This is a genomic window from Caproiciproducens lactatisolvens (assembly GCF_052443335.1).
Classification (GTDB): domain Bacteria; phylum Bacillota; class Clostridia; order Oscillospirales; family Acutalibacteraceae; genus Caproiciproducens.
This window is the reverse complement of sequence record NZ_CP195750.1, coordinates 2,830,662-2,843,733: the sequence shown is the minus strand read 5'-3', so window position 1 is coordinate 2,843,733 and position 13,072 is coordinate 2,830,662. Positions and strand designations below refer to the sequence as shown.

Annotated in this window: 27 protein-coding genes; all 27 read left to right on the top strand. The window is 52.2% G+C overall.

Going from position 1 to position 13,072, the window contains the following annotated elements; translation table 11 throughout:
• Positions 1 to 37: 37 nt before the first annotated feature.
• The 27 genes from rplB (at position 38) to ACRQV7_RS13885 (ending at position 13,054) form a co-directional block, all read left to right on the top strand.
• Positions 38 to 871 (top strand): 50S ribosomal protein L2, encoded by an 834-nt coding sequence (rplB, locus tag ACRQV7_RS14015; RefSeq protein ID WP_275713372.1) that lies wholly within the window; start codon positions 38 to 40, stop codon positions 869 to 871.
• Positions 872 to 897: 26 nt separating this feature from the next.
• Positions 898 to 1,179, top strand: coding sequence for a 30S ribosomal protein S19 (rpsS, locus tag ACRQV7_RS14010; RefSeq protein WP_275713373.1), 282 nt, complete (start codon positions 898 to 900; stop codon positions 1,177 to 1,179).
• A 21-nt stretch (positions 1,180 to 1,200) separates the two neighbouring features.
• Positions 1,201 to 1,536 (top strand): 50S ribosomal protein L22, encoded by a 336-nt coding sequence (gene rplV / locus ACRQV7_RS14005; protein ID WP_275713375.1) that lies wholly within the window; start codon positions 1,201 to 1,203, stop codon positions 1,534 to 1,536.
• A 20-nt stretch (positions 1,537 to 1,556) separates the two neighbouring features.
• Complete coding sequence (gene rpsC / locus ACRQV7_RS14000; RefSeq protein WP_275713377.1) at positions 1,557 to 2,222, top strand: 30S ribosomal protein S3; 666 nt, start codon at positions 1,557 to 1,559, stop codon at positions 2,220 to 2,222.
• A complete protein-coding gene (rplP, locus tag ACRQV7_RS13995; protein ID WP_275713378.1) occupies positions 2,222 to 2,647 on the top strand; it encodes a 50S ribosomal protein L16 in 426 nt (141 codons plus the stop codon). Before rpsC ends, rplP begins: the two co-directional genes overlap by 1 nt.
• Positions 2,647 to 2,853: a 50S ribosomal protein L29 gene (gene rpmC, locus ACRQV7_RS13990; RefSeq protein WP_038325927.1), complete on the top strand. Its 207-nt coding sequence runs from the start codon at positions 2,647 to 2,649 to the stop codon at positions 2,851 to 2,853. The genes rplP and rpmC overlap by 1 nt, the downstream gene beginning before the upstream one ends.
• A 19-nt stretch (positions 2,854 to 2,872) precedes the next feature.
• Entirely contained in the window at positions 2,873 to 3,130 is a 258-nt protein-coding gene (gene rpsQ / locus ACRQV7_RS13985) for a 30S ribosomal protein S17 (protein WP_038325926.1), read from the top strand.
• 28 nt (positions 3,131 to 3,158) lie between these two features.
• Positions 3,159 to 3,527 (top strand): 50S ribosomal protein L14, encoded by a 369-nt coding sequence (rplN, locus tag ACRQV7_RS13980; RefSeq protein WP_038325924.1) that lies wholly within the window; start codon positions 3,159 to 3,161, stop codon positions 3,525 to 3,527.
• A 16-nt stretch (positions 3,528 to 3,543) separates the two neighbouring features.
• Positions 3,544 to 3,864: a 50S ribosomal protein L24 gene (gene rplX, locus ACRQV7_RS13975; protein ID WP_038325923.1), complete on the top strand. Its 321-nt coding sequence runs from the start codon at positions 3,544 to 3,546 to the stop codon at positions 3,862 to 3,864.
• A 16-nt stretch (positions 3,865 to 3,880) separates the two neighbouring features.
• Complete coding sequence (rplE, locus tag ACRQV7_RS13970) at positions 3,881 to 4,420, top strand: 50S ribosomal protein L5 (protein WP_275713383.1); 540 nt, start codon at positions 3,881 to 3,883, stop codon at positions 4,418 to 4,420.
• A gap of 12 nt (positions 4,421 to 4,432) precedes the next feature.
• Positions 4,433 to 4,618 (top strand): type Z 30S ribosomal protein S14, encoded by a 186-nt coding sequence (locus tag ACRQV7_RS13965; RefSeq protein WP_038325921.1) that lies wholly within the window; start codon positions 4,433 to 4,435, stop codon positions 4,616 to 4,618.
• A 23-nt stretch (positions 4,619 to 4,641) separates the two neighbouring features.
• A complete protein-coding gene (rpsH, locus tag ACRQV7_RS13960) occupies positions 4,642 to 5,040 on the top strand; it encodes a 30S ribosomal protein S8 (RefSeq protein ID WP_275713384.1) in 399 nt (132 codons plus the stop codon).
• Between the two features lie 15 nt (positions 5,041 to 5,055).
• Positions 5,056 to 5,604, top strand: coding sequence for a 50S ribosomal protein L6 (gene rplF, locus ACRQV7_RS13955; RefSeq protein WP_275713385.1), 549 nt, complete (start codon positions 5,056 to 5,058; stop codon positions 5,602 to 5,604).
• Positions 5,605 to 5,622: 18 nt separating this feature from the next.
• The gene (gene rplR, locus ACRQV7_RS13950; protein ID WP_275713386.1) at positions 5,623 to 5,982 is read left to right on the top strand and encodes a 50S ribosomal protein L18; all 360 of its coding nucleotides are present in this window, start codon (positions 5,623 to 5,625) and stop codon (positions 5,980 to 5,982) included.
• Positions 5,983 to 5,997: 15 nt separating this feature from the next.
• On the top strand, positions 5,998 to 6,495 hold the full coding sequence (gene rpsE, locus ACRQV7_RS13945; RefSeq protein WP_038325917.1) for a 30S ribosomal protein S5: 498 nt from the start codon (positions 5,998 to 6,000) through the stop codon (positions 6,493 to 6,495).
• Between the two features lie 15 nt (positions 6,496 to 6,510).
• Positions 6,511 to 6,690, top strand: coding sequence for a 50S ribosomal protein L30 (rpmD, locus tag ACRQV7_RS13940; protein WP_275713388.1), 180 nt, complete (start codon positions 6,511 to 6,513; stop codon positions 6,688 to 6,690).
• A gap of 18 nt (positions 6,691 to 6,708) precedes the next feature.
• A complete protein-coding gene (rplO, locus tag ACRQV7_RS13935) occupies positions 6,709 to 7,149 on the top strand; it encodes a 50S ribosomal protein L15 (RefSeq protein WP_038325915.1) in 441 nt (146 codons plus the stop codon).
• A gap of 1 nt (position 7,150) precedes the next feature.
• Positions 7,151 to 8,485: a preprotein translocase subunit SecY gene (gene secY, locus ACRQV7_RS13930; protein ID WP_275713389.1), complete on the top strand. Its 1,335-nt coding sequence runs from the start codon at positions 7,151 to 7,153 to the stop codon at positions 8,483 to 8,485.
• A gap of 16 nt (positions 8,486 to 8,501) precedes the next feature.
• Positions 8,502 to 9,134: an adenylate kinase gene (locus ACRQV7_RS13925; protein WP_444658655.1), complete on the top strand. Its 633-nt coding sequence runs from the start codon at positions 8,502 to 8,504 to the stop codon at positions 9,132 to 9,134.
• Between the two features lie 2 nt (positions 9,135 to 9,136).
• Positions 9,137 to 9,889: a type I methionyl aminopeptidase gene (gene map / locus ACRQV7_RS13920; RefSeq protein WP_275713393.1), complete on the top strand. Its 753-nt coding sequence runs from the start codon at positions 9,137 to 9,139 to the stop codon at positions 9,887 to 9,889.
• 11 nt (positions 9,890 to 9,900) lie between these two features.
• On the top strand, positions 9,901 to 10,170 hold the full coding sequence (locus ACRQV7_RS13915; RefSeq protein WP_444658654.1) for a KOW domain-containing RNA-binding protein: 270 nt from the start codon (positions 9,901 to 9,903) through the stop codon (positions 10,168 to 10,170).
• The gene (gene infA, locus ACRQV7_RS13910) at positions 10,170 to 10,388 is read left to right on the top strand and encodes a translation initiation factor IF-1 (RefSeq protein ID WP_038325909.1); all 219 of its coding nucleotides are present in this window, start codon (positions 10,170 to 10,172) and stop codon (positions 10,386 to 10,388) included. Before ACRQV7_RS13915 ends, infA begins: the two co-directional genes overlap by 1 nt.
• A 30-nt stretch (positions 10,389 to 10,418) precedes the next feature.
• Positions 10,419 to 10,532, top strand: coding sequence for a 50S ribosomal protein L36 (rpmJ, locus tag ACRQV7_RS13905; RefSeq protein WP_022174947.1), 114 nt, complete (start codon positions 10,419 to 10,421; stop codon positions 10,530 to 10,532).
• A 38-nt stretch (positions 10,533 to 10,570) separates the two neighbouring features.
• Entirely contained in the window at positions 10,571 to 10,939 is a 369-nt protein-coding gene (rpsM, locus tag ACRQV7_RS13900) for a 30S ribosomal protein S13 (RefSeq protein WP_038325907.1), read from the top strand.
• Between the two features lie 18 nt (positions 10,940 to 10,957).
• Positions 10,958 to 11,368 carry a 30S ribosomal protein S11 gene (gene rpsK / locus ACRQV7_RS13895; RefSeq protein WP_275713401.1) on the top strand — a complete coding sequence of 137 codons (411 nt, stop codon included), beginning with the start codon at positions 10,958 to 10,960 and terminating at the stop codon, positions 11,366 to 11,368.
• Positions 11,369 to 11,401: 33 nt separating this feature from the next.
• A complete protein-coding gene (rpsD, locus tag ACRQV7_RS13890) occupies positions 11,402 to 12,028 on the top strand; it encodes a 30S ribosomal protein S4 (RefSeq protein WP_038325905.1) in 627 nt (208 codons plus the stop codon).
• Positions 12,029 to 12,100: 72 nt separating this feature from the next.
• Positions 12,101 to 13,054, top strand: a complete 954-nt coding sequence (locus ACRQV7_RS13885) for a DNA-directed RNA polymerase subunit alpha (protein WP_038325904.1) — start codon at positions 12,101 to 12,103, stop codon at positions 13,052 to 13,054.
• Positions 13,055 to 13,072 lie beyond the last annotated feature (18 nt).

Here is a 13,072-nt window from a genome sequence, read left to right as displayed (position 1 = left end):
ATTCCCCGCAAAGCCATCATGAGGAGTGTGAAACCTAATGCCTATTATTAACTTTAAACCTACCACGGCTTCCAGACGCAATATGTCCGTTACGGACTATTCCGGTCTGAGCAAGGTTGCACCGGAAAAGAGCCTGCTGACTTCCATCAGCAACAAATCCGGCCGCAACAGCTACGGTAGAATTACAGTCCGTCACCGCGGTGGCGGAAACCGTAAAAAGTATCGTATCATCGACTTTAAGCGTCAGAAGTTCGACGCGCCGGGCAGCGTTCTCACAATTGAGTACGACCCGAACCGTTCCGCCTTTATTGCCCTCGTGCAGTATGAGGACGGCGAAAAAAGATACATCATCGCTCCGAACGGCTTAAAGGTCGGCGACGTTGTTGTATCCGGCGCCGCGGCGGATATCAAGCCCGGCAACGCGCTTCCGCTTGAAAATATCCCGGTCGGTACCTTTATCCACAACGTTGAGCTTTATCCGGGCAAGGGCGCCCAGCTGGCGCGCGCCGCCGGCAACATGGCTCAGCTGATGGCGAAGGAAAACGGAATGGCTCTTCTGAGGCTGCCCTCCGGCGAACTTCGCAACGTGCCGGTCACCTGCATGGCCACCATCGGCCAGGTCAGCAACATCGACCATGAGAACGTGAAGCTCGGCAAGGCCGGACGCAAACGCCACATGGGATGGAGACCGACGGTCCGCGGTTCCGTTATGAACCCGAACGACCACCCGCACGGCGGCGGCGAAGGCAAATCCCCCGTGGGCCGTCCGGGACCTGTTACCCCGTGGGGTAAACCGGCTCTCGGCTACAAGACCCGCGCTCACCACCACCGCTCCGATAAATTTATCGTCAAGCGCAGAAACGGCAAATAAGGCGTACAGAAAGGAGCTTATCATCTATGGGCAGAAGCATAAAAAAGGGTCCTTATGTTCAGCCTGTGCTGCTTAAAAGGATTCAAGAAATGAACGCGGCCGGCGAAAAGAAAATCATCAAAACATGGAGCAGGGCTTCCATCATTTTCCCTGATTTCGTTGGTCATACAATCGCGGTCCACGACGGCCGCAAGCATGTTCCGGTCTATGTAACGGAAGATATGGTCGGCCACAAGCTCGGCGAGTTTGCCCCAACCAGAACCTTCAAGGGACATTCCGGTTCCAAAACATCATCGCCGACAAAATAACGGCCGAAAGGAGTGTATAGCATGGAAGCAAGGGCTTATTTAAAGTACGCCCGTATTTCGCCCCGCAAGGTCCAGATCGTGCTTGATCTCATTCGCAACAAGCCGGCTGACGTTGCAATGGCTATCCTCAAGAATACACCAAAGGCCGCTACGGAATATCTTCAGAAATTATTGAAGTCGGCCATGGCTAACGCTGAGAATAACCACAATATGGATGTTTCCAGACTTTACGTTGCGGAATGCTTCGTATGTCCGGGCCCGATCCTCAAGCGCATTCGTCCCAGAGCGCAGGGTCGCGCGTTCAGAATTGAAAAAAGATCTTCGCACGTTACCCTCGTGCTCAAGGAAAAAGAATAAGGCGGAAGAGGAGGTAAACTATGGGCCAGAAAATCAATCCCCACGGGTTTCGCGTGGGCATCATTAAAGACTGGGATTCCCGCTGGTTCGCGAAGGACAGCGTTTTCGGCGATACCCTCGTTGAAGACCACAATCTGCGCAAGGTGCTGAAAAAGCAGCTTTATCCGGCCGGGATTCCGAAAATCGAAATTGAGCGTGACGCCTCCAAGGTTCGCGTTCACATTCACTGCGCCAAGCCGGGCATGGTAATCGGCAGGGGCGGCGCGGAAATTGAGAAGCTCCGTCTTCAGTGCGAGAGCATCCTCAAGAAACCTGTTACAATCAACATTGTAGAGGTAAAGTCCCCCGACCTGAACGCGCAGCTCGTCGCAGAGAACATTGCGCAGCAGCTCGAAAAAAGAATTTCTTTCCGCCGTGCGATGAAGCAGTGCATCGGCCGCGCCATGAAGCTCGGCGCCAAGGGTATCAAAACCCAGGTGTCCGGCCGTCTGGGCGGTGCTGAAATCGCAAGACGCGAACAGTATCACGACGGTACCATTCCCCTTCAGACCATCCGTGCCGACATCGACTACGGTTTTGCCGAAGCCGCCACAACCTACGGCCGCATTGGCGTAAAGGTCTGGATTTACAGAGGCGAAGTCCTTGTGGACAACCGCAAGCCTCGTAAGGAAGGAGGCAGTAAATAATGCTGTTGCCTAAGCGTGTAAAATACCGCAAAGTACATCGCGGCCGTATGACCGGAAAGTGCTACCGCGGAAATAAGGTAACTTACGGCGATTACGGCCTTCAGGCCTTAGAGCCGGCGTGGATCACCTCCAACCAGATCGAAGCGGCCCGTGTCGCCATGACGCGTTACTGCAAAAGATTTGGTCAGGTATGGATCAAGATTTTCCCAGACAAGCCGATCACTCAGAAGCCGGCTGAAACCCGAATGGGTTCCGGTAAAGGTTCCCCTGAGTACTGGGTCGCAGTTGTAAAACCGGGCAGAGTCATGTTTGAAATCGGCGGAGTTTCGGAAGAAACTGCAAAAGAAGCTTTGCGTCTGGCGTCCAACAAACTGCCGATTAAGTGCAAGTTTGTTAAGAAGGAAGAAACGGGTGGTGAGCAGTAATGAAGGCCTCAGAAGTCAGAGAATTAACGACAGCAGAACTGGAAAGTAAGCTTAAGGACCTCAAGGCCGAGCTTTTCAACCTGCGTTTCCAACTTGCCATTAATCAGCTCGATAACCCGATGCGTATCTCCGCTGTCAAAAAGGATATCGCCCGTGTCAAAACAATTTTGCGCGAGATCGAAATCAAGGACAGCGCCAATGCGTAACGGAAGGGAGGATTAATCTGTGAGCGATCGGAATATTAGAAAAGCAGAGATTGGCAAGGTCGTCAGCAACAAGATGGATAAGACCATCGTGGTTGCAATCGAAAACAGGGTAAAGCATCCGCTTTACAACAAAATTATCAAGCGTACCGTGAAGCTGAAAGCACATGATGAAAACAATGAATGCACAATCGGTGACCGCGTGCGTGTGATGGAGACCCGTCCCCTCAGCAAAGAGAAAAGATGGCGTCTCGTCGAGATTATAGAGAAAGCCAAGTAATTGGCTTTAAGCAAAGGAGGAACGCACTGTGATTCAACAGCAGACTTACCTCAACGTTGCCGACAACACCGGCGCGAAGCAGCTTATGTGCATCCGCGTTCTCGGCGGCACCGGCAGAAGGTATGCCAATATAGGTGACGTGGTGGTCGCTTCCGTTAAAAAAGCGGCTCCGGGCGGCACCGTTAAAAAAGGCGAAGTCGTTAAGGCAGTCATTGTTCGCACTGCTTTCGGCGTCCGCCGTGATGATGGAACATACATCCGCTTTGACGAAAATGCGGCTGTCCTCATCAAAGACGATAAAAATCCGAGGGGAACGCGTATTTTCGGGCCCGTAGCCAGAGAACTGCGCGACAAAGACTATCTGAAAATTTTAAGTCTTGCCCCTGAAGTGCTGTGATGGGAGGTGCTCACTGATGAATAATAAGGTTCATGTTAAAACGGGTGACACCGTCGTCATTTTAAATGGCAAAGAACGCGGCAAGAAGGGCAAAGTTCTGGCCGTAAGCCCCGAAGAGGGGAAGGTCATCGTTGAGGGCCGCAACATGGTTTCCAAGCATGTTAAAGCCCGCAAAATGGGTGAACAGAGCGGTATTGTGAAAGCCGAAGGCGCACTGTACGCCTGCAAGGTCCAGGTCGTTTGCCCCCGCTGCGGCAAACCCACACGTGTCTCGCATAAGCTTTATGAGGACGGCACTAAGGAACGCGTTTGCAAAAAATGCGGCGAAGCGCTGTAAGGGAGGATAAAACGACATGGCAAGACTGAAGGAATTTTACCAAAAAGATGTCGCACCCGCACTGATGAAAAAGTTTTCTTACAAGAGCGTCATGCAGATTCCGAAGCTTGAGAAGATCGTCATCAATGTAGGCGCCGGCGAAGCAAAGGAAAACGCAAAGGTAATCGACGCCATTACAGCCGATCTCGCAGCAATTACCGGCCAGAGGCCGGTGATCTGCAAAGCGAAAAAATCGGTTGCAAACTTCAAGCTCCGCGAGGGCATGAACATCGGCGTAAAGGTAACGCTCAGAGGCGACAGAATGTATGAGTTCTTAGACAGGCTCTTCAATGTTGCTCTCCCGCGCGTAAGAGACTTCAGAGGAATCAGCGCAAACTCGTTTGACGGCCGCGGCAACTACAATATGGGCGTCAAAGAGCAGCTGATCTTCCCTGAAATTGATTACGACAAAATCGATAAGGTCCGCGGAATGGATATTTGTTTCGTAACGACCGCAAACACCGACGAGGAATCCAGAGAGCTCTTAACACTCATGGGCGCCCCGTTTGCGAAATAAGGAGGGAATATTGTGGCCAAGACTTCTATGAAAATCAAGCAGCAGAGAGTTGCGAAATTCTCGTCTCGCGAATACAACAGATGCAAAATCTGTGGCAGGCCGCATGCCTACCTTCGCAAGTTCGGAATTTGCCGTATATGCTTTCGGGAACTTGCTCACAAGGGTGAGATCCCGGGCGTGAAAAAGGCCAGCTGGTAAAGCTTAGCAAAGGAGGTAACGGTATGCAAATTACAGATACAATTGCTGATTTGCTCACCCGTATTCGCAATGCAGTTTCTGCAAAGCACGATTCGGTTGACATTCCCGCTTCCAACATGAAAAAGGCCATTGTGCAAATTCTTGTTGACGAGGGCTATGTAAAGAATTATACGGTAACAGAGGACGGCAAACAGGGCATTATCAAGGTAAATCTCAAATACGGCGAGAACAAGGCTCCCGCCATCAACGGTCTGCGCAGAGTCAGTAAGCCAGGCCTTCGTATCTATTCCAACGCAGAGGATCTGCCGAAGGTCATGAAGGGCCTGGGCATCGCTGTCATTTCTACTTCGAAGGGCGTCATGACCGACCGTCAGGCCCGCAAAGAGAATGTAGGCGGAGAGGTTCTCGCATTTATCTGGTAACAAGGGGGTGCAGTAATGTCGCGAATTGGAAGAAAACCCATAAATATTCCCGCTGGCGTCACCGTAAAGGCTGACGGCAACGTTGTCACCGTCAAGGGACCGAAGGGTACGCTGACCCAGAAAATTCATCACAACATGAGCGTTTCTGTGGAGGGCAGCGAGGTGCTCGTCACCCGTCCCAACGACGAAAAAGAAAACAGGTCACTGCACGGTCTGACCCGCACGCTGATCCACAACATGGTCGTCGGCGTAACGGACGGATTCAAAAAGGAGCTTGACGTTTTGGGCGTCGGCTACCGTGTGCAGAAGCAGGGCAAGAACCTTGTGATGAATCTCGGTTATTCTCATCAGGTGATCGTCCCTGAGATCGATGGCATTTCCATCGAGTGCCCAGCCGCAAACAAAATCGTGATCTCGGGCCCGGATAAGCAGCAGGTTGGTCAGTTTGCCGCGGAAGTGCGCGAGAAACGTCCGCCTGAGCCGTACAAGGGCAAGGGTATCCGTTATACCGGTGAATTTGTCCGCCATAAGGAAGGCAAGGCCGGTAAGGGCGCTAAGAAGTAAGTAAGGAGTGAATAACAAATGGTGAATAAGACTGACACAAACAGAGCCAGGCTTAACCGTCACCGCAGGGTGCGCGGTAAAATTTCCGGCACAGCAGAGTGCCCACGCCTGAATGTATTTCGCTCTACCACCAATATCTACGCCCAGATTATCGACGATGTAGAGGGAGTTACTCTTGCAGCAGCTTCCACACTGGACAAGGATTTCAATGGTAATGGCGGAAACAAGGACGCCGCACGCAAAGTTGGCGAGCTTATTGCCAAACGTGCCGCCGAAAAAGGCATCACCGAGGTCGTATTTGACCGCGGCGGCTATATTTTCCACGGCCGCGTCAAAGAGCTGGCCGAAGGCGCCCGTGAGGGCGGCCTCAAGTTCTAAGAAGGAGGAATACTTTTGGCTAGAATTGACGCAACGTCTATGGAACTCAAAGAACATGTAGTTGCTATTAATCGTGTATCCAAGACCGTAAAAGGCGGCCGTATCTTCAAGTTCGCAGCTCTTGTGGTAGTTGGCGACGGAAACGGCACAGTCGGTTTCGGCATCGGAAAGTCGGGCGAAGTTCCCGACGCGATCCGCAAGGGGATTGAAGACGCGAAAAAGAACCTGATCAAGGTTGCCATGCGCGGCTCCACCATCCCGCACGAAATCATCGGCGCGTACGGCGCCGGCAGAGTCCTGATGAAGCCTGCCGCCCCCGGTACCGGTGTCATTGCCGGCGGCCCGGTCCGTGCGGTCGTAGAAGCGATCGGAATCAGGGACATCAGAACAAAGGCCCTGCGTTCCAACAATCCGTGTAATGTAGTCAGAGCAACCTTGGACGGCATGTCCAAGCTGCGTACTGCCGGTGAAGTCGCTGCAACACGCGGCAAGTCGGTAAAAGATATTCTTTAATAAGGGGGTAGCAAGATGGCACAGCTGAAAGTAAAGCTGATAAAAAGTCTTATCGGCAGCAAAAAGGACCAGATTGCAACCGCCCGGGCTCTTGGTCTCTTTAAGATCGGCGACACTTCCGTTCAGCCTGAAAATGAACAGACCAAAGGCAAGGTGGCCAAGATAATCCACCTCATCGAGGTAAGTAAAGCGTAAGCAAGGAGGTGCGAGTAAATGAAGTTGCATGAACTAACTGCTGTACCCGGTTCCACCAAAGAGCCGAAGCGTATCGGCAGAGGACACGGTTCAGGTCAGGGAAAAACTGCCGGCAAGGGCCACAAGGGTCAAAAGGCCAGAGCGGGCAGAGGCATGCGTCCCGGATTTGAAGGCGGTCAGATGCCTTTACAGAGACGTATTCCGAAAAGAGGTTTTAACAATGTTTTTGCTAAAACCATCGTTTCTGTCAACGTAGGCACACTCGACAAGTTCGAAGACGGCTCTGTGGTGGACACCCAGGCGCTGATCGACGCGGGCATTGTAAAGACCTGCTGTGACGGGGTGAAGATCCTTGCCAACGGCAATCTGACAAAAAAATTAACAGTAAAGGTTACTGCTTATTCCGAGGCTGCGAAGCAAAAGATAGAAACCGCGGGTGGGAAGGCAGAGGTGATCTAAGTTGTTTCAAACAATAAAGAATGCCTGGTCCATCCCGGATCTCCGCAAAAAGATCCTGTTTACACTGCTTATCATCATGGTTTTCCGCTTCGGTGCGGTCATTCCTGTCCCGTTCCTCAATGTCACCGCATTGAAGGGGCTGATGACCACGGTCGACAAGACCGGTTCGGCACTGAGCTACCTTGATATGCTCTCCGGCGGCGCTTTTGCAAACGGTACTCTGTTTGCAATGAGCGTTACGCCCTACATCAACAGCTCCATTATTATGCAGCTTCTGACAGTTGCTATTCCGGCGCTGGAAAGACTGGCAAAAGAAGGCGAAGAGGGCCGCAAGAAGATCGGCACCATGACCCGCTACGTCACCGTCGGCCTTGGCTTGATTCAGGGCACCGCTTATTTCTTCTATCTGCGCAACAGCTCCTATCAGGGTGTTCCGATCGCGAAATACACCAAGGGCTGGGAGCAGGTGTTCGCCGCTTTTGTCATCATCCTGGCGTTTACCGCAGGTACCGCGCTGATGATGTGGCTGGGCGAACAGATCAACCAGAAGGGCATTGGAAACGGTATTTCCATTTTGCTGTTTTCCGGTATTGTGGCGAGAATGCCGCACACGATCAGCTTGCTGGGACAGTATCTGCAGGCCGCCAATGAGGACGCGTCCACCTACGGCAAGTACTATTTCTTCGTTCCGCTGTTTGTGCTGATCTTCCTTGTGGTCATCTGGGTCATTGTGTTTATGAATGACTCGGAGCGCCGCATTCCCGTACAGTACGCCAAGCGTATGGTCGGAAGGAAGATGTACGGCGGCCAGAGCAGCCATATTCCGATTAAGGTTGCCATGTCCGGCGTTATGCCGATTATTTTCGCAAGTTCCATTCTCTCGATTCCAAGTACGATCCAGCTGTTCCTTGGCAACAAGGTGACAACCGGATTCTGGAAGGGCTTTTTCGAAGCTTTCTCCTCTACCGGATGGATCTATTCGCTGATGTATTTCCTGCTGATTATCATGTTTGCCTATTTCTACGTGACAATTCAGTATAATCCGATAGAGATGGCCAATAATCTTCGTCAGAACAATGGCACGATTCCCGGCATTCGTCCGGGCAAACCCACTTCTGACTTTATCGCGAAGATTCTTTCTAAGATCACTTTAATCGGGGCGCTGTTCCTTGCGGTTATCGCTCTGCTGCCCATCGGCTTCGGCGCCGCTACCGGCATGCACAACATGTCGATCGGCGGAACCTCCATCCTGATTTTGGTTGGTGTCGCGCTGGAAACCGTGAAGCAGATGGAGTCGCAGATGATGATGCGCCATTACAAAGGCTTCCTTGATTGATAAGGAGTGAGAGAATATGAATCTGATCCTTCTCGGCGCCCCCGGCGCCGGTAAAGGCACGCAGGCAGAAGTCATCTGCTCGCGTTATAACATTCCTGCAATATCCACGGGTAATATTATCCGTGAAGCGCTGAAGAGCGGCACTGAGATGGGAGTTCGCGCCAAGTCCTTTGTGGACGCGGGCAGGCTTGTTCCCGACGAGGTTGTCATCGGCATTATCAAAGAGCGTCTGGCCAATGACGACTGCAAAAACGGATTCGTTCTGGACGGGTTCCCGCGCACGATTCCCCAGGCCGAGGCTCTGGACAAAATGGGCGTTCGCATCGACAGGGCCCTCAACCTTGAGGTTTCCGACGAGACGATCGTGCAGCGTATGTCCGGACGCCGTGTCTGCGAAAACTGCGGGGCCAGCTACCACCTGCTTTACAAAAAGCCGGAGGTGGAGGGCGTCTGCAGCAAATGCGGCGGCACCCTAATTCAGCGCAAGGACGACCACCCGGATACGGTCAAAGAGCGCTTAAATGTATATCACGAGCAAACCGAGCCCCTTAAAGATTACTATCTGAAACAGGGCAAGCTTTGCACAGTAGAAGGGCAAGAGGATGTCGAGCACACCACAAAACTGATTCTTGCCGCATTAGAGGCGTAATCATGATAGTGCTTAAAACCAGCCGCGAACTCAGCTTTATGAGGAATGCAGGCAGGGTATCTTCAAGAGCATTAAAGCTGGCCGGCGAAATGGTCGAACCCGGTGTTTCCACCTGGGAAATCGACCGTGCCGTCCGCCGATACATTGAGGAACAGGGCGCAAAGCCCACGTTCCTCGGGTATGGCGGCTTCCCGGCAAGCGCATGTATTTCCGTAAATGACGTGGTTATCCATGGCATACCACATAAGGGCACGATTATCAGGCAGGGTGACATTGTCAGCATTGACATAGGCGCGACTTTCGAGGGCTTTGTCGGAGACAACGCGTGGACTTTCCCATGCGGCGACGTAAGCCATGAAGCGCAGGCCCTTATGGATGCAACACGCGAAAGCCTGTTTGAAGGCATTAAAGCCGCAACAGCCGGTCATCGGATCGGCGATGTCGGCAGCGCGGTCCAGCGGTATGCCGAAGCTCGCGGTTACTCGGTGGTACGGGATTTTGTCGGCCACGGAGTAGGTGCGAAGATGCACGAAGACCCCAGTGTTCCCAATTACGGCACACCCGGCAGGGGCGTGCGACTGTTGCCAGGCATGACCATTGCAATTGAACCGATGATTAACCAGGGTGTAAAGGAAGTCAAAACCCTTGCGGACGGTTGGACGACCGTAACCGCGGACGGCAAGCTTTCCGCGCATTTCGAACATTCCATTGCCATTACTCCGGACGGCCCGGTCATTTTAACACAGCCGGATTAAGGGGGTAACCAATGGACTTTGTCAGAGGACTGGTTGTCCGGTCGGCCGCGGGACACGACAAGGACGGCTTTTTCACGGTGCTTGAGGCAGACGCCGGGTTCGCACTGATCTGCGACGGAAGGCGCCGCAGCCTTGACCACCCGAAAAGGAAAAAGCTGAAACACCTTTGTCCGACCAGAACCGTATTGGCCGAAGGTTCAATGCAGACCAACCGTGAAATACGAGGTGCCCTCAGGGAGTTCAACGCCGGGGGCCGTTTTCCACAAGAGGAGGGTAAGTAATGTCGAAACAGGACGTAATTGAAACTGAAGGAATCGTTACCGAGGCGCTGCCTAACGCAATGTTTATGGTAGAGCTTCCAAACCACCATACAATACTCGCGCACATTTCCGGCAAGCTCAGGATGAATTTCATCCGCATCCTGCCGGGGGATAAGGTCACAATCGAACTGTCGCCTTACGATCTGACGCGCGGACGTATTACGTGGCGTTCAAAGTAAAACAAACACTCGCTAAGGGAGGGCGCACAAATGAAAGTAAGACCTTCTGTCAAGAAAATTTGTGAAAAATGCAAAATTATTAAACGCAAGGGTAAAGTCATGGTAATCTGTGAAAACCCGAAGCATAAGCAGCGCCAGGGCTAATTTGGCGCAAACCTATTAACAGTGGAGGTGCAACCAGTATGGCGCGTATAGCAGGTATTGATCTGCCCAGAGATAAGCGCATCGAAATTGCTCTTACCTATATTTTCGGTATCGGCCGCAAGACTGCAACGGATATTTGTGCAGAAACAGGCGTCGACCCGGACATCCGTGTAAGGGATTTAACAGAAGATGATGCGGCAAAGCTCAGAGAGTATATCGACCATCACTGCCGCGTTGAAGGCGATCTTCGCCGCGACGTAGCATTTGACATTAAGAGACTGATTGAAATCGGCTGCTACCGTGGTGTCCGTCACCGCAAGGGCCTGCCGGTAAGAGGCCAGCGTTCCAAAACCAATGCGCGTACACGCAAAGGTCCCAGAAAGACCATGGCCAACAAGAAGAAGTAATAGGGAGGGATTCAAAAGATGGCAGCACAGAAAGGCGCAGCTAAAAAAGGCACCGCAGTTCGCAGACGCCGTGAGCGTAAAAATATAGATCGCGGAGCCGCTCATATCCAGTCCACCTTCAACAACACGATCGTTACCATTACGGATACGCAGGGCAACGCGGTTTCGTGGGCAAGTTCGGGTGAATTAGGGTTCAGAGGTTCCAGAAAGTCCACTCCTTTCGCCGCTCAGACCGCCGCCGAAACCGCCGCGAAAGCAGCGATGGAGCACGGTATGAAAACGGTTGAGGTTTTTGTAAAGGGACCGGGCGCGGGCCGCGAGGCGGCTATCCGCGCACTTCAGGGCGCAGGCCTTGAAGTCAGCATGATCAAAGACGTTACTCCGATTCCGCACAACGGATGCCGTCCTCCGAAGAGAAGACGCGTATAGTAACAAAACCGATATAGGAGGTGCAACCATAATATGGCAAGATATACAGACGCTGTGTGCAAGCTTTGCCGCCGGGAAGGCCAGAAGCTTTTCCTGAAGGGCGCAAGATGCTACACGGATAAATGCGGGGTAACCCGCCGGGCATATGCTCCGGGCCAGCACGGTCAGGGCCGCAAAAAGACCTCTGAGTATGGCCTTCAGCTGCGCGCAAAACAGATGACAAAACGTTACTATGGTGTACTGGAGTCCCAGTTCAGGGGCTACTACGACCTTGCAACACGCAAAGAAGGAAAGACCGGCGACGAACTGCTCGCAATTTTGGAATCCCGTCTCGACAACGTGGTTTACCGTTTGGGCTGGGGCAACTCCAGAGCGGAAGCCCGCCAGCTGGTGGTCCACGGGCACTTTACTGTGGACGGCAAAAGAGTGGATATTCCTTCCTACCTGACAAAGCCGGGCGAAGTGATCTCCATTAAAGACAAGAGCCGTCAGAGCGAAAAAATCAAGGCTGTCATTGAAGCGAACTCGGCACGTCCGGTTTCGAAGTGGCTTGACATCAATCGTGATACTCTGGAAGGCAAGATCATTGCATTACCAACCCGTGAGGATATTGACCTTGCAGTCGATGAGACTCTCATCGTTGAGTTGTACTCCAAGTAATGCCGTTTTATGACAGCATAAAAAACATCATGGCTGATAAATTAATCCGCTATATGTCAAGGAGGGTCGCTAATGATCGAGATTGAGAAGCCAAAAATAGAGACAGAAGTTTTAAGTAATGACGGAACCTATGGCAAATTTGTTGTGGAACCGCTTGAGCGTGGCTTTGGCACAACCCTGGGTAACAGCCTGAGGCGTGTTCTTTTATCTTCGCTGCCGGGTGTTGCAGTCACGTCTATCAAAATAGACGGCGTTCTTCATGAGTTTTCAACCATACCCGGAGTGAAAGAGGACGTCACTGAGATCGTGCTTAACATCAAGGGATTGACCGCCAAGCTCCATTGCGATGGACCGAAGACAGTGGAAATCGCTGCGGAGGGTCCGTGCAATGTAACGGCCGACTCTATCAAGTGCGACAGCGAGGTTGAAATCCTGAACCCGGAGATGCACATCGCGACCTTGGGTGACGGAGCAAAACTGTATATGGAATTGACCCTGGATAAGGGGCGCGGATATGTATCTGCCGAGCGCAACAAGCAAAACATGAACGCCAATGTGATCGGGGAGCTTCCGGTTGATTCCATCTATACTCCTGTTTATAAGGTGAATTATAATGTGGAGCCAACCCGTGTGGGGCAGAGCATCGACTTTGACAAGCTCACACTCGAAGTTTGGACGAACGGAACCATCGGCGCGCAGGAAGCGGTTTCTTTGGCCGCGAAAGTCCTCACCGAGCATCTGAATCTGTTTGTTGACCTGTCCGACAAGGGCAGCAGCACGGAGATCATGGTCGAAAAGGACGACAAGGGCAAGGAAAAGGTGCTGGAAATGACAATTGAGGAGCTCGACCTTTCGGTCCGTTCCTTCAACTGCCTGAAGCGTGCCGGTATCAATACGGTTGAAGACCTCATCAATAAATCCGAGGAGGATATGATGAAGGTGCGCAACCTCGGACGCAAATCCCTTGAGGAGGTTGTCTGGAAGATGGCCTCTCTCGGTTTTAATCTGCGCAAGGATGACGAATAATTGCGCAAACAACCTAAG